Source organism: Rothia sp. 27098_8_27, assembly GCF_041432805.1.
GTDB lineage: Bacteria > Actinomycetota > Actinomycetes > Actinomycetales > Micrococcaceae > Rothia > Rothia mucilaginosa.
Genome location: NZ_JAPWAJ010000001.1, coordinates 458,968 through 479,116, shown reverse-complemented (window position 1 = coordinate 479,116; position 20,149 = coordinate 458,968). Strand labels below are relative to the sequence as shown.

Here is a 20,149-nt window from a genome sequence, read left to right as displayed (position 1 = left end):
GATAAGGTGAGAATGCCTTATTTCAGCCCGGTATTCCGCGGATTTTTTGGAAAATTTTCCCAAAAAATACGGATTTTCGATGCTTCGACCCCGCGCTAGAGTGTACGATAAAAGTCGTAGTTTAAAACGCCTTTTGACTGCCTGAAGAAAACAACATAATCCCACACAAAAATGTTTCGTAATTTTCAGATGCATTCTAAAGAAGCGGGCGCTCCAACTACTCGGTACGCATCAGGTACGAGCCCAACGGACGGAAACTAGGAGTTCCAATACCGGGCACGATCCAGCCGCACACTGAGGGTAGATAAGTGCCATGAACTACCTGCATTACAACTAGGAAGGAAAATCCATGTCGCACACCCCCCGCAACATTCTCGTTGTCGGCGCAGGCCCCGCTGCGTGGCGTTTTGTACGCGCGTACCACGAAGGCGCTGAAGCTGCCGGTCGCGCAGCGGACACCATCACCGTCCTCAACGATGAGCCCTACATCCCCTACGATCGCGTTGCTATCGAGAAGATTTTCAAGGACACCGAGAAGGACCTGACCCTCGGTGACCCCGAACTGTGGAATGCAGAGAACATCAACCTGGTCAACAACTGCCACGCAGAGAAGCTTGACCGCACCCGCCGCGTCGTCACCGACACCGAGGGCAACGAGTACCCCTACGACGTGCTGGTCTTCGCAACCGGTTCCCGCGCGGTTCGTATCCCCATTCTTAACTCGGACGCCGCACACGTCTTCCGCACCATTGACGACGTGAAGAACATGGTCTCCGAGGTCAATCGCCTGCAGGACACCCTCGGCCGCGCACCCCGCGGTATTGTCGTCGGTGGCGGTCTGCTCGGCCTCGAAGCAGCTGAGGGTCTGAAGGACCTGGGCGCAGAGCCCACCATCCTGGACGTGGCACCCTGGCTGCTCTCCGTTGAGGTTGACCAGGGCGGCGGTTACGCCGTGAACGCCCAGATCAAGGCAACTGGCATTGAGATTGAGACCGGCGTGTACATCTCCGGCATCAACAAGGATGCTGACGGCAACGTCGTCTCCGTCTCCATCGCAGATTCTCCCTCTGAGGATGCAAAAATCCGCACCCTGCCCGCCGACATGGTGGTCTTCGGTGCCGGTATTCGCCCCAACGACGAGCTGGCACGCGACGCCGACCTGGCACTGGGCGAGCGCGGCGGTATTCTCGTCAACGACGCATGCCACTCCTCCGACGAGCACATTTGGGCTATCGGTGAGGTCGCCTGCGTGCTGGGCCGCACCTGGGGTCTGGTCGCACCGGCTAACGCTATGGCTGACGCTGTGGCAGCTAACCTGCTCAACGACAACGAAGAAGCTCAGGTTGAAGAGTTCGACATCGCAACCAAGCTGAAGTTCTCCGGCGTTCAGGTTGCTGGCTTCGGTGACCGCCGCGGCACCACCGAGGGCTGCCTCGAGGTTCTGTTCGCAGACCCCGCACGCGGCATGTACCAGAAGATCGTGACCAGCGGCGACGCAAAGACCCTGCTCGGTGGCGTGTTCGTCGGTGACACCGCTCCCTTCGACTCCCTCAAGCCCCTGCTCGGCCGCGAACTGCCCGCTGAGCCGAACGTCTACCTGACCGCAGCTGGTGGCGGCGACGGCATCCCCGACACCGAACTGCCCGACGACGCAATCCTGTGTTCCTGCAACAACATCAGCTTCGGTGCTGTCCGCGAGGCTATCGTTGACGGCAACCACGATGTTGCATCCCTGAAGTCCTGCACCACCGCGGGTACCCAGTGTGGTTCCTGTGTTCCGATGCTGCAGAAGACTCTGGAACAGCAGATGAAGAAGATGGGTCTGACCGTCTCCAAGGCACTGTGTGAGCACTTCGACTTCTCCCGTGCAGAGCTGGCTGAGGCTGTACGCCTGACCAGCCTGGATGACTTCGACTCCGTGCTGGCACGCTTCGGCCGCGGTGGCGACGGCTGTGCTATCTGTAAGCCGACCGTTGCGTCGATTCTCTCCTCCTTCCGCAACTCCTACGTCCTGGACGCAGGCCGCGGTGGTATTCAGGAGACCAACGACCGTGCGCTGGCGAACATGCAGAAGAACGGTACCTACTCCGTCGTTCCGCGTATTCCTGCAGGTGAGATTCCCGCTAAGAAGCTGGGCGTCATCGCAGAGGTCGCTGAAGAGTTCGGTCTGTACGTGAAGATCACCGGTGCACAGCGTATCGGTATGTTCGGTGCTCGCCTGGAGCAGCTGCCCTACATTTGGGAGCGTCTGGTGGATGCTGGCTTCGAGTCCGGTCAGGCATACGGTAAGTCCCTGCGTAACGTGAAGTCCTGCATGGGTTCGACCTGGTGCCGCTTCGGCGTTCAGGACTCGACCGGCATGGCAGTCCAGCTGGAGAACCGTTACCGCGGTCTGCGTTCCCCGCACAAGTTCAAGTTCGGTGTTTCCGGTTGTAACCGTGAATGTGCTGAGGCACAGGGCAAGGACGTTGGTCTGATTGCAACCACCAACGGCTGGAACCTGTACCTGGGCGGTAACGGTGGTGCGAACCCCGCTCACGGTCGCCTCTTCGTCAAGGACGCCTCCAGCGAGGACATCATCCGCTACATCGACCGCTACCTGATGTACTACATCCGTACCGCAGACAAGCTGCAGCGTACCGCTCGCTGGCTCGAGGATCTGGATGAGGAGCACGGCGACGGTCTGGCACACCTGCAGTCCGTCCTCATTGAGGACTCCCTGGGTGTGTGCGAGGACCTGGAGCGCGACATGCAGCGTCACGTTGACTCCTACGAGGACGAGTGGGCGGCAACCCTGCGCGACGAGCGCCGTCTGCGCCGCTTCCGCGCCTTCATTAACGAGCCCAACGGCAGCGACGAGGGTTCGCACCTGTACGTGCTGGAGCGCGAGCAGATTCGCCCCGCAACCCCCGAGGAAATTGCGGCGGCAGAAGCTGGCGAGTCCAACACCGTCCTGCTGACCGGTGCCAAGATTCCCGTGGGCAAGCCCAGTGACCTCAACCCGGTCCCGGCAGCGTAGTATGTGCCCGAAGATTCCTCCGTTCCCGCCCCGCGAGTTCGCCACTATTGACGAGGTGCTCGCGGGCGGGGCGCCCGGGCACACCCTGGACGATAGCGTGACGGAACGCGGCATTCTTCTGCCCGGCGAGCCTGCTGAGAACCCCGGCAAGGTCTACATTGTGGGTGGCGGCCCCGGTGCCGCTGACCTGCTGACCCTGCGTGCGGCACGTGCCCTGAGTGAGGCGGACGTAGTCCTTCTGGATCACCTCGCCCCGCAGGAGTATGGCGAGTACGCACCGAACGCCCTCATTGTTGATGTGGGCAAGGTTCCCGGTAAGCACGCTGTTCCGCAGTCCCGCATTCAGCAGCTCATGATTGATTACGCGCTTTCGGGTAAGACCGTGGTGCGTTTGAAGGGTGGCGACCCGTACGTGTACGGTCGCGGCGCTGAAGAGCTGGATGCGTGCATCGCCGCAGGCCTGGAGGCTGAGGTTATCCCCGGCATCACCAGCGCCATCGCGGTTCCTGCGCGTGCGGCGATTCCGGTGACCCTGCGTAAGGTGTCCTCGATTTTCACCGTCATTTCTGGTCACTCCGGCCTGTCGGAGACCGAAGTGTCGGCGGTTGAGGCAACCCTGCGTGCCCAGGGCACCGTGGTGCTGCTGATGGGCGTTCGTACCCTGCCCGATACGGTGGCGTCTCTGCTCTCTCGTGGGATTGAGGCTGACACGCCGCTGGCAACCATTGAGAACGGTTTCTCTGAGAAGGAGCGCGTGACTGTCACGACCCTTGAGAACGCTCAGGCGGATTGCGCATCGGTTAGGGCGCCGGCTATTACCGTCATCGGTGAGGTCGTGCATTATGCTCGCGATGATCAGAACCGCTTTGTGAGCGAGGTTCACGAGCGTCTGCGTGAACGTTCCACCTCCTAGAGGCGGTGCGCCAGATAGTATTGCGCAGCCCCGCATCCTTGGTTTTCCTAGTTGCCAAGGAGCGGGGCTGTTGCTGTGCCGGGTCATATTGCCGCGCCGGAATGCCGCGGCACAGGAACATACGAAAGCGGGGCGGGTATCAGTTGATACCCGCCCCGCTTTCGTCAGGGGTGCTGCTCTCAGAGCCTAGACCTTGAAATCGCTGCTGCTACCGGAACTAGAGCTACCGGAGCCGCCACCGCTGGACTTGCTTGCCGAAGCCGATGAGGAGGGACCCTCAAAGACCTTGCGGAATTGGTCGCTGTACTGGGACACGAAGTACTCGCGGCTGGTCACGCGCCACTTGCCCTCGGCGTACACTACATAGATAACGACATCCAGGGTGCTTGCCTTCTGAACCTCACCGGTGCCCTTCTGGTAGATGGTGTATTCCTTGACGACATCCCGGCAGGGGAACGCCACAACAGCCAAATCGGAAGAGGCAAGAGCCTTCCCGTCCTTATCGTCACGGATGCTCAGCTTGCTCTCGTAGTCCTTAGTCCAACCGCCCGCGGCGTAGAGCTTAGCAATAGCCTTCAGATTGTTGACCAGACCGCTGTCAGCGCCGTGGACCAGACCCTTGAGGTACTGCAGATCGCCGCTGTACATCGCGGCAATGTACGCGCTCTGGTAAGCGGCCAGGGTCTTGTAGGCGCCCTCGAGACTGACGGTACGCTGAGCCACCGTATCAATGACCGGAATCGGAACGTTCTTCGCGGGGGAGGTGTCGGTCGGCTCAACATAGTGCGCAATGGCGGGCTTGTACTCGTACTTGACGTCGCCAATGTACTTCTTATAGTCCTTCAAGAACTCGTCGGACGGAATAATCTTCGCGTTGTTATGGCTGGACGAGGATGAAGACGAAGCGGATGCCGAAGCCGAGGCAGACTCAGAAGGCGAAGCCGAAGCTGAGGGGGAGGCGGAGGCGCTCGGGGAGCCGGAGAAGGTGTCGCCGGTACCGGTGGGGCGAATATCCTTGTTGAAAGCGCATCCGGCTAGAGCCAAAGCACCGGCGGTCAGACCGCCAAAAAGAACGGCGCGGCGGGTCAATCCGTTTCGGTCGTTAGCAGAGAAGCTGGCGTGTGCACTCGGCCGGAAGGACATGGTATCTCCTGAAAGTGGTTGATTGAGGTAGCTCGCTTCACAACGCTGTGATGCGTACGAAAGGATCCGCCTCATCGTTTTTTGTATGGTGCGCGGTACAAAGGGGGTACCGAGATACGGGTGCGCCGGAGTGTGAACTGCGGCGGTATGAAGTATCCACTTCTTACTATAGAAGACTGGTTTTAAAACTTCGTCAAAAAACCCTGGACATTGTCTTTAAGACGCAATAACCCAAAGTCGGTGAGGTGCAGGGGAGTGCGCCTCCTCGACTTTGGGCTAGTGCATATGGAATTGATGAGACGGGCTGCTCTCGACTAGGGTATTAGACCCCTGCGGATTTAGACCTTAGTGGAGCCGCGACCCGAGGACGAAGAACCGCTAGAACCTGCGGAACTGGAACCAGCGGAACTAGAAGAGTCGGAAGAGCCCTTGCCGCCATTCAGACGCTCGTTCAGATAATCGTTGCCGATTCGCCACCACTTACCCTCGGTGTAGAGCATCACGTGCGGAATGGCTACCTGAGTAATCGCCGGTATCTTGCGTTCGGTGCCGTCCGGCTGATGGATGGCGGTGGCAGAATACTTGGCGTCCATCATGATTTCTACGTAGCCGTCACCGTTCTTCAGGGCGGTTCGAGGCTCCGTATTCCGCATGGAAATGCTGCACGTGAAGTCCATGTACCAGCCGTTCTGCTCATACAGTTCCTTGACTGCTTTAACCTCGTCGATGGCGCTCTTGTCTGCCGGGTAGGTCAGCTCAATCGCCTGATCTGCATAGTGGCCATCCTTGAGCGCGGTGATCTGAGCACTGTAGTAGGCACGCAACGTCTCGTAGGCGCCCTGGAAGGTCGGTTCTTCACGGTGCGGAACGGTCTTGAGGGGCTTAGGTACGTTCTTCGCAGGGGAAGAATCCGTTGCGGGCTGGTACTCGCCCATGTATTCGCCGGTCAGCTTCAGAGGGCCGGGGTACTTTTCCCAACCCTCAACGAGTGCGTCCTCAGATACGGGTACGCGTGCCGCGCTGGACGAGCTGCTCTTAGCGCTTGCTGATGCGGTCGCCGAGGAAGTAGCGGTAGCAGACGGTGAACTAGACGCAGAAGCGGTCGCGCTCGCGGAAGGGGTGGGGGAACCGATCTTAGCTTTTGCTTCTTCGCTCAACGGGCGAATGTCGGAGGCGCAACCAGCCATGAGGGTTGCCGCACCACCGAGCAGTAGGGCGCGGCGGCTCATAAGGCGGGAAGCAGCGGAACGGGTGCTCGAAGAGGGTGAGAGCATCGGTGAACTCCTTGATTATTCCCGAGGTGGGCTCGGGGCACCCGGCGGCGGGCGCGTGGTTGTATGGCGTGTTGGGTGAGGCCGTGAAAGGGGGTAAAACTTCAGGCAAATGCCGCGGTTTCAGTCCACATCCGGAAGTGACCTCGGGCGCGTACATGCTGCTGGTAGAGCGAACGGATACGCGGTGAACTCATCGTTGAGACTGCTATGTTCACACCCCGGTGAGAGGGCAGATGCTATCGAATCGTCATTGATGTGTTGCACGATTCATTTTAGACTATTTTGAGCTCAAAATACACGAAAATACACCTTAGTAATCTCTGTGAGTCTATGGATCACTCAAGATATCAATCACCGTAAAGTATTGCGACTATGCTCTGTTGATGGGGAGCTATTTGATGAGGTGGATGCTTTGGTGAGAGGTGGCGCGCATGTTAAATTAAGTGATTTCAATCATATTTATGGTCTGAAAAATGAAAGAGTCTCACCCCAGTGTTCGCAAAAGATGGGGGAGAGGAGAGGGATTGGCTCAACCTTCTGGTTGTGAGGAGGCCTTCAGTAGTTCAGGAGAAATACCCGATTCAACAAGGGGAAACCCGCTCAACAATTCCCAAATATGCACTCTATTCACCCGCTATGCATTGCTGAATCATTTAGAAAAACCGGTTCCCACACGGGGTGTTGAAGAGATGAAAACGTGCAGGGGTGAATATCTAGTGGAATTACATCGGTGTTCACCCCATATCTTGTGGTTGCACTGACTGCAATCCCATGGGCTCCCACGAAAAAATCGAAACCCACTTAAAGCAACACCGGGGGAATGCAAAAACATACATCCTTAAACACGCCCGAGCGTGGGGTGAGGCAAGACCCCTTAAGCCCCCTACTCGCTCTAAATATCGCCGAACGAAGAACCATTCTGTTTTGTGTCCCCGGCATCGGCGCATCTGAATAGTACTGTTCAAACCCACACCCCGCGGGGTTGCATACAGGCACAAAAGCCACATAAACTATTAGTGTTTGCAACGACCCGGCCATCACCGGCGAGCAATTCGGAAGAACGGACCGCACCTGCGGGCACCCGCCAATCGCTGCGGCGAGGGTGTCTTAGCGGAAGAGATGTAGTCCCAGTAGAACCGGACGGTTAAGCCCGATATAGCTGTAATAAGCGACTGATACCCGCCCAACGCGCCGCTCTTCCGGTGGCTAGGTATCGCGGACACGCGACACCCCGCTAGCCCCGGGAGGGTTCGGTGCGTTGAGCTGTTAAATCAGTAAGCAAGGTGGTACCGCGCCGCATCCCGACCCCCGGCACAACCCGGGCAAGTCAGCGATGCCTAGGCGTCCTTGCACCCGTCATGTCAATCCTCACCCGCTGAAACGGTGCGGACGACGAGTGCTACGTACCCTGTCGCCCCAACCTCTCAGCGTTGAGAACAACAGATAAGGGCGCACAAACACATGTCCCATGTTTACCCCAAGGCGAGCGCCTTCGAAGCCGCAGGAAGCGGCGTCACCGCATCGCCCAAGTTCCCCGCACTCGAAGAGGCAGTCCTCGACTACTGGAAGAAGGACAACACCTTCTCCGCATCCGTCGAGAACCGCCCCGCAGGCGAAAACGGCGAAAACGAATTCGTCTTCTACGACGGCCCTCCCTTCGCTAACGGCCTGCCCCACTACGGCCACCTGCTCACCGGCTACGCCAAGGACCTCGTCGCACGCTACCAGACTCAGCGCGGCCACAAGGTAGAACGCCGCTTCGGCTGGGACACCCACGGCCTGCCCGCAGAACTCGAGGCAATGAAGCAGCTCGGCATGACCGACAAGCGCGAAATCCTCGAAATGGGCATCGACAACTTCAACGACGCTGCCCGCGCATCCGTGCTCAAGTACACCAACGAGTGGGAAAAGTACGTCACCCGCCAGGCACGCTGGGTCGACTTTGAAAACGACTACAAGACTCTGAACGTTGAGTACATGGAGTCCGTCATCTGGGCGTTCAAGCGCCTCTACGATAAGGGCCTGACCTACCAGGGCTTCCGCGTGCTGCCCTACTGCTGGAAGGACGAGACCCCCCTCTCCAACCACGAGCTGCGCATGGACGACGACGTGTACAAGGACCGCCAGGACCAGACCGTCACCGTCGCATTCCGCCTCACCGCAGACACCGCCCTCGGTGCTGACGAGAAGGTCGCCGCAGAACTCGACGGCGTCGAAGCACTCGCATGGACCACCACCCCCTGGACCCTGCCCACCAACCAGGCGCTCGCCGTCGGACCCGAGATTGAATACTCCGTCGTACCCGGCGCAGGCAAGTTCGAGGGCCGCTCCTTCCTGATCGCCTCCGAGCTGCTCGGCTCCTACGCCAAGGACCTCGGCTACGAAGGCGACCAGCCCGAAAAGGACGCAGCCGCAGCCGTCACCGCACGCTACACCGGCTCCCAGCTCGAGCACGTGCGCTACACCCCGCTCTGGGACTACTTCGCAGACGCCGAAAAGTGGGGCACCGAAACCTCCTGGCAGATCCTCGTCGCCGACTACGTCACCACCGGTGACGGTACCGGCATCGTCCACCAGGCACCCGCCTACGGTGAAGACGACCAGAAGGTCTGTGAAGGCTACGGCATCCCCGTGATTCTCTCCCTCGACGAAGGCGCAAAGTTCCTGAACCTCTTCGCCGAGCCCACCGCCTCCGGCTCCACCGCCCTGGCTGAGATTGCAGGCATGCAGGCATTCGACGCGAACCGCACCATTATCAATGCCCTCAAGGCAGACGATGTGCTGATCCGCGAGAAGTCCTACGTGCACTCCTACCCGCACTGCTGGCGCTGCCGCACCCCGCTCATCTACCGTGCAATCACCTCCTGGTACGTGAAGGTCACCGACTTCAAGGACCGCATGTACGAGCTGAACAAGCAGATCAACTGGATCCCGGAAAACGTGAAGTACGGCCAGTTCGGCAAGTGGGTTGAGAACGCACGCGACTGGTCCATCTCCCGTAACCGCTTCTGGGGCTCCCCGATCCCCGTGTGGGTTTCGGACGACCCGAACTACCCGCGCATGGACGTGTACGGCTCCCTCGAAGAGCTCAAGGCAGACTTCGGCCGCCTGCCCCTGAACAAGGACGGCGAACCCGACCTGCACCGCCCGTACATCGACGAGCTGACCCGCCCGAACCCGGACGACCCGACCGGCAAGTCCACCATGCGCCGCGTGGAAGACGTGCTCGACGTCTGGTTCGACTCCGGCTCCATGCCCTACGCACAGGTGCACTACCCCTTCGAGAACCAGGAATGGTTCGAGAACCACTACCCGGCAGACTTCATCGTCGAGTACATCGGTCAGACCCGCGGCTGGTTCTACGTTCTGCACGTACTGGCGACCGCGCTCTTCGACCGTCCCGCGTTCAAGAACGTCATCAGCCACGGTATTGTGCTCGGCTCGGACGGTCAGAAGATGTCCAAGTCCCTGCGTAACTACCCGGACGTCTCCGAGGTCCTCGACCGCGACGGCTCCGACGCAATGCGCTGGTTCCTGATGTCCTCGCCGATTCTGCGCGGCGGCAACCTGATCGTGACCGAACAGGGCATCCGTGAGGGTGTTCGCCAGGTCATGCTGCCGCTGTGGAACGTCTACCACTTCTTCGCCCTGTACGCTAACGCCGCCAACAACGGCGAAGGCTACAGCGCAAAGCTCAAGTACGACTCGCAGCACGTGATGGACCGCTTCATCCTCGGCAAGACCCGCGAACTCATCGAGCAGGTCACCGTAGCGATGGACTCCTACGACATCTGGAACGCTTGCGAATCCCTGCGCCAGTACGCCGACGCACTGACCAACTGGTACGTGCGCCGCTCCCGCGAGCGCTTCTTCAACGAAGACACCGACGCATTCGACACCCTCTACACCGCACTGGTGACCGTGTCGAAGGTCGCCGCGTCCCTGCTGCCGCTCAGCAGCGAGGAAATCTACCGCGGCCTCACCGGTGAACGCTCCGTGCACCTGGCTGACTGGCCCGAGGCATCCGCTTTCGCTGACGAGTCCGACCTGCTGGCTCTCATGCAGACCGTGCGTGAGGTCTGCTCCGCCGGTTCGGCACTGCGCAAGGAAAAGAAGATCCGCGTGCGCCAGCCGCTGCAGAAGATGACCGTGGCGATCACACCCGAGCAGTTCGCTGCTCTGGGCACCGCTTTCGGCGAGAAGGGCGCGGAGTACTTCGCGAACATCGTCGAGGACGAGCTGAACCTGCGCCAGGTGGAACTGGTCAGCGCCGACACCGTCGACCCCGCCGACTACGGCATCTCCCAGCAGCTGAAGGTCAACGCACGTGCGGCAGGTCCGCGCCTGGGCAAGCAGGTGCAGGTTGCCATTAAGGCATCCAAGTCCGGTGACTGGACCGTGACCGAGGACGGTACCGTCCTGGTCGGCGTGGCAGCTCTGGACGGCGGCCTGGCTCTGGAAGAAGGCGAATACGAGCTGGCAACCGTGGTTGCCGCTGACGCTGAGGGTGCTGAGCACACTGCGGCTGCGGTTCTGCCCGGCGGCTTCCTGGTCCTCAACATTGAGCTGACCGACGAGCTGGTTGCCGAAGGCATCGCCCGCGACACCATCCGCGCTATTCAGCAGGCACGTAAGGACGCCGACCTGAACGTTGCGGACCGCATCAACCTGAGCATCGTGGCACCGGAGGAAACTCTGGCAGCTCTGCGCGCGAACGAAGCACTGGTGACCGGCGAAACCCTCGCCGTGTCCCTGCAGCTGAGCGAAGCAGCCGAGCTGAGCATTAGCGTAGCCAAGGCATAAAACGCCTGAACCGTACGGCCGTCCCGCCCCCTTGATTGGGCGGGGCGGCCCGTCGTCTATCCCGCCGCACGGTTATCCCGCCGCACGGTGGGCCCCTGCCGGCACCGGCCGGCTATCCCAGTGAGGAGAACAATGAGCGAGAAGAATTACCCCGCAATTCCCGACCCCGAGGGCGTGGAACGGGTCTACGGTGAACTGCTGGCGCGAGCACCCGAAAACAAGATGGCGCCGCGCCTGGACGCTGTGGCGCGTGCCGTCGAAATCCTCGGCGACGTGCACCGTGCCGCGCCGGTCATCCACATCACCGGCACGAACGGCAAGACCAGCACCGCCCGCATGATTGAGGCGCTACTGCTCGGCCACGACCTGCGCGTAGGCCGCTTTACCAGCCCGCACCTCGAAAGCGTCACCGAGCGTATCTGCATTAACGGCGCGCCCGTACCGGACGCCACCTTCGTGCGCATTTGGGAGGAAATCGCCCCCTACCTGCAGATCGTGGACGCAGAGATGACCTCCCGCGGCGAGCCCGCCCTGACCTTCTTCGAGTCCGTTACCGTGCTCGCCTTCGCAATTTTCGCGGACGAGCCGGTGGACGTGGTGGTGCTCGAGGTCGGTATCGGCGGCACCTGGGACTCCACGAACGTTGCCGACGGCGTGGTTTCCGTGGTCACCCCGATCGGTCTGGACCACACCGATATGCTCGGTGATACCCTCGCCGAGATTGCGACCGAAAAGTCCGGCATTATCAAGCCCGGCGGCTTCCTGGTTTCTGCAGCACAGGACCCGGAAGCGGCGGACGTACTGCTCGCCTCCGCCCGCGAGAAGGAAGCATCCTTCGCCTTCGAGGGCGTGGAGTTCGGCATTGTCTCCCGTGAGCTTGCGGTCGGCGGTCAGCTGCTGACCCTGCGCGGCCTGGCGGGCGAGTACCCGGATGTGCCGCTGTCCCTGCACGGTGCGCATCAGGCGCAGAACGCCGTGGTGGCTCTCGCCGCCGTGGAGGCGTTCTTCGGCGGTCAGCGTCAGCTGCCCGAGGACGTGGTGCGTACCGCCTTTGAGACGGTGCGCTCGCCGGGCCGTCTGGAGGTTGTGCGCACCGAGCCGCTGACCATCCTGGATGCGGGCCACAACCCGCACGGTGTGCGTGCTTCCGCGGCTGCGCTGACTGAGGCGTTCAAGCTGTCCCACCTGCACGCCGTGGTCGGTATTTTGGGTGAGAAGGATGCTCTGGGCATGTTTGAGACCATGCGCGAAGAGTACGTTGACGCTTCTGACGGTACCTTCCGCCTGTACTTGGCGGCGTCGGATTCGCCGCGTGCGATTGCGCCGGAGCGTCTGCACGAGCTGGCGCTGGACGCGGGCCTGGACGAAGACTCGATCGAGGTGTTTGAGCACCTGGACGAGGCGATTGCCACCGCCATGGAGAACGCCCTCTTTGAGCAGGAGTCGGCGGGTGTGCTGATTACCGGTTCGATTACGGTCATTGGTGAGGCACGTACCCTGCTGGCGGCGCATGAGCAGGCGAAGACCCCCGGCGCTGAGGCTGAGGAGCTGCCGGATGAGCTGGGCGCCGAGGGTGCTTATGCGGGTTCTGCGGGCGCGGCGTCGGCTTCGACTCTGGCTGCCGCGGCGGCTGCGGCTGCCTCTGCTGAGCCGGATGAGCTGCTGGACGGCATCATGGCTGAGCTGGGTGGCGAGTCTGCGGCGGGTTCTTCGCTGGAGGATTCGCTGGGTCTGCCGCTGGGCGATTCGTACACCGATGATTTCTTCGGTGACGATGACTCCGAAGACGAATAAAGCCCACTGAGGTTATTGATGAGAAGGCGGGGTGCCGCCCTCCGGCTAGTATTTCTAGTATTTATTGGCTGGGGGAGTGGCACCCCGTTTTTTCGTGCCCCCGCTTTTTATGCCTTTGCCCTCATACTCCCACTCGAACGCATGATTTCTCACGTGTTCCCATGGGCTCTCACCTAACCCCAATCGCCCGAATTTGACCGGCATCATCCGCCCTCACCCACCCAAAAAATCGAAAAGAACGAAAATTTGCGGGCACCGGGGCGCAAAACCGGGCACGCCTTGGTGTCACGGTGCTATATTCGCTGAGGCGCCGGCCCCAACGCCTGAGGCCGCACCAACACACCCGCACACATACGCATACCAGCGACGGTATGCCACATAGTGAAAGGCACCCATCATGCCCGCACCCTTCACCGATTTGATTGGCACCGATTCGTTCACGGAGACGCTGCGCCAGGAGAACCTCGACACCTGGCTTTCCGCCACGAATCACCGCTTTGTTGCTGAGCTTTTTGACGGCTCGATCGCCCCGCAGGTCATGGCGGGTTACCTGGTGCAGGACTACCGCTTCCTCGATACCTTCCTCGCCCTGATTGGTGGCGCGATTGCTAACGCTGATACTCTCGCGGGTCGCCTGCGCTTGGCACAGTTTGCGGGCGAGATTGCGGGCGATGAGAACACCTACTTCCTGCGCTGCTTTGAGACTCTGGGCGTGACCGAACATCAGCGTGACTCCATGCCCGATACGGAGGCGACCACCGGCTTCAAGCGTCTCTTCCTCGACGCGGCGGCTAGCGGCAGCTACGCGGCGATCCTGTCGGTGCTGGTGGTTTGCGAGGGCCTGTACCTGGATTGGGCGTCGAAGGCTCCCGCCAAGCGTCCCGAATCGTTTGTGCACCACGAGTGGATTACCCTGCACGACTACCCGGAGTTCCGTGAGCTGGTTGATTTCCTGCGCCGCGAACTGGACCGTGTGGGCCCGTCGGATGCGCAGCGTGCCCGCGAGTTCTTTAGCCGCGCGGTGGAGCTGGAGCAGCTGTTCTTTGACGAGTCGTACACCCACCCGCTGCCCTAAGTAGTACCCTTGATGAAACCCTCGGAAGGTTCCGCTCACCGCTGAATTGCGGGCGCCTCCCGGGGGTTTTGCGTGCTGAAGACGCCCTGAAAGCGCCCGGAATTAGCTCCGAAATCGTCCTGAAAACGCGCCCACCTGTGTAAAATAGCACGTCATAAAACGGAACATATAGGCTGATGGCGTGCCATTTAGCGGTGTGAGAGGCTAGGATAAATGGGGTACCGCTTCCGGGGTGCTGGCTATGCCGCGCCGGTACGTACCCGCTACTGCACGAGGTGAGGCGCGCCCTTGAGGAACCTAACCGGTACCTCCTCAACCGTCCCCGGCGTCTGCCGCGTTGACGGTTGCACGCGCCCCTCAACGCACTGAGCTTAAGACGGTGCCGCTGCGCAAATATCCGCAGATATCTGCTGTGCAAGTATCCGCTACGCAACTATCACCGTAAAACACTATCTAAAGGAGTCGTATGAGTACCGCCGCATCGAGTACTACCGAGCCCACCCACGCTGCAAAAGAAGCGCAGCACGGGCACGCGGGAACCCCGGGCAGCTACTCAGACCGACAGCTCGGATTCTGGCTGGTTGGCGCCGGCCTGATTGCACTCATTTCTTCAGCGATTCTGGTGTACGAGCGCCTGCAGATTTACATTGATGCTGGCCACTCCACGGTCTGCGATATCAACGCTCTGCTTAGCTGCGGCACGGTGATGCGCACCCCGCAGGCGGAAGCTTTCGGTTTCCCGAACCCGTTCATTGGTCTGGTGGGCTTCTCGATTGTGGTGACTATCGGTGCCGCGATCATGGCGGGCGCACAGTTTAAGAAGTGGTTCTGGGTGTGCATGAACATTGGTCTGGCTGCGGCGACCGCATTCATTATGTGGCTGTGGTACCAGACGACGTTCCAGATTAACGCCCTGTGCCTGTTCTGCATGATCGTGTGGGTTATGACCATCACGCTTTTTGTGAAGACCACGGTCCGCAATATTTCGGCGGGTGTTATTCCGGCGTCGCAGTCGATGCGCGAGAGCGCTCGCGGCTGGTCGTGGTTTGCGATTAGCCTGTGGCTGATCCTGATTTTCGGCATCATCGTGATCCGCTTCTTTGAGGTCATTGTGAATATGATGCGCTAAGCAGTTGAGGGCTGATGCCCCGAACTTTCAACGCCCCGGTACTTGTTGGTGCCGGGGCGTTGTTGCGTCTGCGGGTGGGTGAGGCTGCGCAGAATACACCGGGCTGGGGCGCCGGGTAGCGGGGGAGGCGCCGGTGACTTTGCCGGTGGCAGTCAGCGGGGAGGCGGCGCGGGTGCGTATAATGGTCAGGTATATTCTTGAGCGGCGTCAGCCGCAGCCGTCCGCGGGTTTTGCCTGCGGCGTTGACTGCCTGCCGTTCTGCTGGACACTAGATTCTTGATACCCCTTCGAGGAGAACCGTGAAGACTGCCGGAATTGCCGCAATGGGCGTTGCTGCCGTTATTTTTCTGACTGCCCTGCTGTTGCTGACTGCCGGTCACTTCTCGCTACTGTGGGTGATTCTGCTGGTTGTTTCTCCGTTTGTTTTCATTCTGGGTGTTCCGTTCGCGACCGGTTCCGGTCCGGAGTACCTGCCGACCGACCCGAAGCTTGCTCAGCAGGCTCGTGAGGCGCGCGATGCGGAGCTGGGTCTGGACTAGCCCCTCCTCTTGAGAACTTTTTGAAGCCGGGTGGTGCGTAGTGGCACGCCCGGCTTTGCTGTACCCGCAATGCGTCCGCCGCAGTGTGCCTACCGCAAGGTGCCCGCAGTAATGTGCCCGTGCATCCTGCCGGGAAGTGAAGCCCAGATAGGATGGGCGGGGTGGCTTAGAGGTACCCTCTACCGGGTATAATGGAACACGGTGTCTTGTGCGCCCCGCACGCGCATAAAGATCCCCACCAACGCATCGAGGGAGAGTACCCGAAGAGCGCCGGCTATAAGCCGCGGAGCATAACTGTCGCACCGCGCGGGCCGCCCGCCTCGGCGAAGAAACCCGAAGACCGGCAGGGCACCCAGGAAGGGTGTGAGCGTGCCGTGCTCGAGAGCGAGGTGGCTGTGACCGTCGCGGCGCGCTCTGCGTTCCGCCCGCTCGCCCCCTACGGCAGAAGCACTGAACGAGATAGTGCCCGGTAGCGCCAATGAACGCGCGCCGTAGGGTGAGGCTTGAGCCGCGGTGACAGCAACTAGGCTTTGCGCTGTATGCGCGCTGTTAAAATCCTTGCGGTGCGGAGCAGGGTGTAACGAAAGAAGATTAATGTCTGACGAGAAGAACGTCGAACTTGGGGTTTTTGAGGCGCTGAACGCCCTCGCGGAGGAGAAGAACGCCTCTGCAGAGACCCGTGAAACTCTGCGTAAGAATGTTCGTGAGAGCTCTGACGCCCAGCAGGGTACTGAGCGCCGCCGTCCGGGTCGCCCGAAGAAGGAGAAGGCTCCTGAGGTTCCTCTGGATGAGGCGATTGCGGCTGGCCTGACCAACCTGCGTAACGCTAAGGCTAAGCACGCGCCGGCACCGAAGGTTGCCGCTCCCGCTGCGTCTGAGACTGAGGTTGCTTCTACTCTGGATAGCCTGTTTGAGGCTGCTGAAAAGAAGGTGGCTGAGCCTGCTGTCGTGGAGAACACCGCGAAGGTTGAGACCGTTGAGAAGACCGCTAAGGTGGAGGAAGTTGTTGCCCCCGCCGCTGAGTCTGCTGAGCCGGTTGCTGAGAAGAAGGCGGCTGAGCCCGCTGCCGAGTCTGCCGTTGAGGTGAAGGAAGAGACCGCCAAGGTTGAGGTCGTAACCCCCGCACCGGCTGAGAAGGCTGAAGCTCCCGCTGAAGAGCCTGCCGCAGAGCAGCCCGCCGAGGCTGCTGCAGCTGTTGAGGAATCCGCAACCGAAGAAACTGCACTCAAGGCACCCGCAGTAGAAGAGTCTGCTGAGGAGCCTGAAGTAGCTCCCGAGCCGGTAAAGACCATTAGCGACCTGCAGCGCGAAAAGCTGCAGGAGCTGCGCTCGCGTACCCCCATGGGTGCGATGCCGCTGTTCATGGCACCCGAGCCGGAGGAGCTGAGCGAGCTCGCTGTTGCCGCCAAGCTGGAGCGTGAGGCACGCCGCGCCGCTGCCGAGGAGCAGAAGCGCAAGGAGCGCATGGAGCGCCGCCGCGAGGAGGCTGCCGCTGAGGCTGAGGTGACGAGCCACCGTCGCCGTCGCCGTCGCCGCGGTACCGAAGATATTGAGATTGAGGGCGGCGTTGATGATGAGGTTGAGACCGTCACCAAGGTACGTGCGCCGCGCCTGGCTGACTCTCACGCATCCAACACTGTGACCGGTGTGCGCGGTTCTACCCGCCTGGAGGCGAAGCGCGTGCGCCGCCGCGAGTCCCGCTCCCTGGGTCGCCGCCGCCACATCGTGACTGAGGCTGAGTTCCTGGCTCGCCGCGAGTCTGTGGACCGTCAGATGCTGGTTCGTCAGAAGGACGGCCGCATCCAGATTGGTGTGCTTGAGGACGGCGTGCTGGCTGAGCACTTCGTGTCCAAGACCCAGCAGGATTCCCTGATCGGCAACGTGTACCTGGGTAAGGTTCAGAACGTTCTGCCGTCCATGGAAGCTGCGTTCGTTGACATTGGACGCGGCCGCAACGCTGTGCTGTACGCGGGCGAGGTCAACTGGGATGTCACCGGTCTGGACGGTGCGCCCCGCAAGATTGAGAACGCCCTGAAGCCCGGCGATTCGGTTCTGGTGCAGGTTACCAAGGACCCGATTGGTCACAAGGGTGCCCGCCTGACCAGCCAGGTTTCCCTGCCCGGTCGCTTCCTGGTGTACGTGCCGGGTGGTTCGATGACCGGTATTTCCCGCAAGCTGCCCGACACCGAGCGTGCGCGTCTGAAGAAGATTCTGAAGGATAAGCTGCCCGAGGGTGCTGGCGTGATTGTTCGTACTGCGGCGGAGGGTGCTTCTGAGGAGGAGCTGACCCACGACATTAACCGTCTGCGTGCGCAGTGGGAAGAGATTCAGGAGAAGGCTAACTCCCGCAAGGTGCTGGCTCCGGAGATGCTCTACCAGGAGCCCGACCTGATGATTAAGACCGTGCGTGACGTCTTCAACGAGGACTTCACCGCGATGATCGTTCAGGGCGAGAACGCGTGGGATTCCATCGAGGCGTACGTGACGTACGTGGCGCCGGACCTGGTCTCCCGCCTGCAGAAGTGGGATTCCGCGGATGACCTCTTCGACCACTACCGCATTAACGAGCAGCTGGCGAAGGCACTGGACCGTAAGGTGTACCTGCCTTCGGGTGGTTCGCTCGTGATTGACCGTACCGAAGCCATGACCGTGGTGGATGTGAACACCGGTAAGTTCACCGGTAGCGGCGGCAACCTGGAAGAGACTGTCACCAAGAACAACCTGGAAGCTGCTGAGGAGATTGTCCGTCAGCTGCGTCTGCGCGATATTGGCGGCATTATTGTCATTGACTTCATTGACATGGTGCTTGAGTCGAATCGTGACCTGGTTCTGCGTCGCCTGATTGAGTGCCTGGGCCGTGACCGTACCAAGCATCAGGTGGCTGAGGTGACTTCGCTGGGTCTGGTTCAGATGACCCGTAAGCGCCTGGGTACCGGTCTGCTTGAGGTCTTCTCGGAGCCCTGTGAGCAGTGTGCCGGTCGTGGCCTGGTGGTTCACGATCAGCCGCTGAGCGGTCGTAGCGGTGGCGCGTCGGATTACATCCACCGCCATGAGCGTAATGACCGTAAGCGTAGCCGTGCCGCTGCCCGCGAGGATTCTCGTGACCAGCAGAAGCAGGATGCTCTGGAGTCGAAGAAGGCTGAGCGCCGTAACGCTATGGCTGCGGTGGCTGCCGCATCCGCTCAGAGCGAGGATGTTTCGGAGGAGACTGCTTCGACCCGCAAGAAGCGTAAGCGCCGCAAGCGTTCGCGCCGCGCGGAGACCGCTGAGCTCTCGCTTGAGCAGGAGATTCAGGGTATTGCCGAGGCCGCCAGCGAGCAGGCTCACGCCGAGGTTGCTCAGCGTGAGGACAAGGTCGCTGAGGTCACCGAGGGCAACTGGATTGGCGAGCAGGGCGGTTTCTCCCTGGAGCAGCTGGCGAGCGCGTTTGACCGCGTGGAAGAGTCCGCTGAGGATTCCTCGAAGGACTCTGAACAGGAGCGTTCGGAGGATCGTTCTGAGGAACGTCGTTCGTCCAAGCGTGGCGAGAAGAAGTCTTCTCGTAACCGTAAGCGCCGCGAGCTGACCGATGCGGATATTGCCGCTGTTGAGGATTCCGGCGCGGGTGCGCTGGAGGACGAGCACCACGTTGACCCGGAGCTCGACCCGCGCTTTAGCCGCTCTTCGGATCGTTTCGAGGCGATTCGCGCCGGTGAGGCGAAGGCTCGTGCTTCTCAGAAGGCTGGCCGTATTGCCCGCACTGAGGGTGAGTCGTTCCGTTCGGGCCGTGAGGATCGTTCGGAGGAACGTCGTTCGTCCAAGCGCCAGGACCGTGAGCAGCAGAACGCTGAGGCAACCTCCGCTGAGGTAAACTCGGGTGTGCAGAAGGCTCAGGAGTCCAAGCGTGTTGAGCGTGAGGACCTGCGCATTGAGGATGTTCGTGAGACTCCGCGTGCCTCCCGCCGCCGTGCTCGTCGCGAAGCTGATGAGAAGCGCGCCGAGAAGGCAGCTGAGCAGAGCGTGGTATCCGAGCAGGCATCCGCAAAGGCTGATAAGGTTGAGAAGTCTGAGTCTCGTACGGTTGTGACCGGCGTGATTGGTGCTCCGGCGGTGACCGGTGTGGTGGGCGCAGCTCCCGCTGTGGTTGAGGCTCCGGTTGAGGAGGCTCAGAAGCCTGCGGCTCAGGTGCCCGGTTCAACCCCGCGTAAGCGTCGCACTCGCCGTGCGGCGTCGAGCGCCGGTGCCGGTGCTCAGGTCGTGACCGTGGACGCTTCCGAGCGTGCTGAGGGTTCCGTGGTTGCTTCCGCTTCTGTTGCGGATGTGGCTCCGGTGGCTGATGACGCTTCGGCTCCTGTCTTGTTCGGCATTGGCGTTGCTGCTGCCGACATTAAGCGTGAAGGTAAGGACGATTAGTCTTTAGCTTCCGATCATCGGAATTCCGATGGTGTGTGTATATGAGATAGCCTCGGTAGGGCGAGCCG

General features: G+C 60.9%; 10 protein-coding genes. 8 read left to right on the top strand and 2 right to left on the bottom strand.

Going from position 1 to position 20,149, the window contains the following annotated elements:
- Positions 1-349 precede the first annotated feature (349 nt).
- Positions 350-3,019, top strand: coding sequence for a nitrite reductase large subunit NirB (nirB, locus tag O3675_RS01770; RefSeq protein WP_371570578.1), 2,670 nt, complete (start codon positions 350-352; stop codon positions 3,017-3,019).
- A 1-nt stretch (position 3,020) separates the two neighbouring features.
- The gene (cobA, locus tag O3675_RS01765; protein WP_296547574.1) at positions 3,021-3,932 is read left to right on the top strand and encodes a uroporphyrinogen-III C-methyltransferase; all 912 of its coding nucleotides are present in this window, start codon (positions 3,021-3,023) and stop codon (positions 3,930-3,932) included.
- A 186-nt stretch (positions 3,933-4,118) separates the two neighbouring features.
- Here cobA and O3675_RS01760 read toward each other — a convergent pair whose 3' ends face one another.
- Both O3675_RS01760 and O3675_RS01755 read right to left on the bottom strand, forming a co-directional pair.
- Complete coding sequence (locus O3675_RS01760; protein WP_371570574.1) at positions 4,119-5,075, bottom strand: DUF6318 family protein; 957 nt, start codon at positions 5,073-5,075, stop codon at positions 4,119-4,121.
- A gap of 338 nt (positions 5,076-5,413) precedes the next feature.
- Positions 5,414-6,349, bottom strand: coding sequence for a DUF6318 family protein (locus tag O3675_RS01755; protein ID WP_303958518.1), 936 nt, complete (start codon positions 6,347-6,349; stop codon positions 5,414-5,416).
- Positions 6,350-7,810: 1,461 nt separating this feature from the next.
- Between O3675_RS01755 and ileS the strand changes: the two genes are divergently transcribed.
- The 6 genes from ileS (at position 7,811) to O3675_RS01725 (ending at position 20,081) form a co-directional block, all read left to right on the top strand.
- A complete protein-coding gene (gene ileS, locus O3675_RS01750) occupies positions 7,811-11,152 on the top strand; it encodes an isoleucine--tRNA ligase (RefSeq protein ID WP_371570571.1) in 3,342 nt (1,113 codons plus the stop codon).
- Positions 11,153-11,284: 132 nt separating this feature from the next.
- The gene (locus tag O3675_RS01745) at positions 11,285-12,946 is read left to right on the top strand and encodes a folylpolyglutamate synthase/dihydrofolate synthase family protein (RefSeq protein ID WP_371570569.1); all 1,662 of its coding nucleotides are present in this window, start codon (positions 11,285-11,287) and stop codon (positions 12,944-12,946) included.
- A 397-nt stretch (positions 12,947-13,343) separates the two neighbouring features.
- On the top strand, positions 13,344-14,021 hold the full coding sequence (locus tag O3675_RS01740) for a TenA family protein (RefSeq protein WP_070676604.1): 678 nt from the start codon (positions 13,344-13,346) through the stop codon (positions 14,019-14,021).
- Positions 14,022-14,487: 466 nt separating this feature from the next.
- Positions 14,488-15,150 carry a vitamin K epoxide reductase family protein gene (locus O3675_RS01735; RefSeq protein WP_005509072.1) on the top strand — a complete coding sequence of 221 codons (663 nt, stop codon included), beginning with the start codon at positions 14,488-14,490 and terminating at the stop codon, positions 15,148-15,150.
- 299 nt (positions 15,151-15,449) lie between these two features.
- On the top strand, positions 15,450-15,689 hold the full coding sequence (locus tag O3675_RS01730; RefSeq protein ID WP_070635093.1) for a nucleoside-diphosphate sugar epimerase: 240 nt from the start codon (positions 15,450-15,452) through the stop codon (positions 15,687-15,689).
- Between the two features lie 594 nt (positions 15,690-16,283).
- Positions 16,284-20,081 carry an Rne/Rng family ribonuclease gene (locus tag O3675_RS01725; RefSeq protein WP_371570565.1) on the top strand — a complete coding sequence of 1,266 codons (3,798 nt, stop codon included), beginning with the start codon at positions 16,284-16,286 and terminating at the stop codon, positions 20,079-20,081.
- The last annotated feature ends 68 nt before the right edge of the window (positions 20,082-20,149 follow it).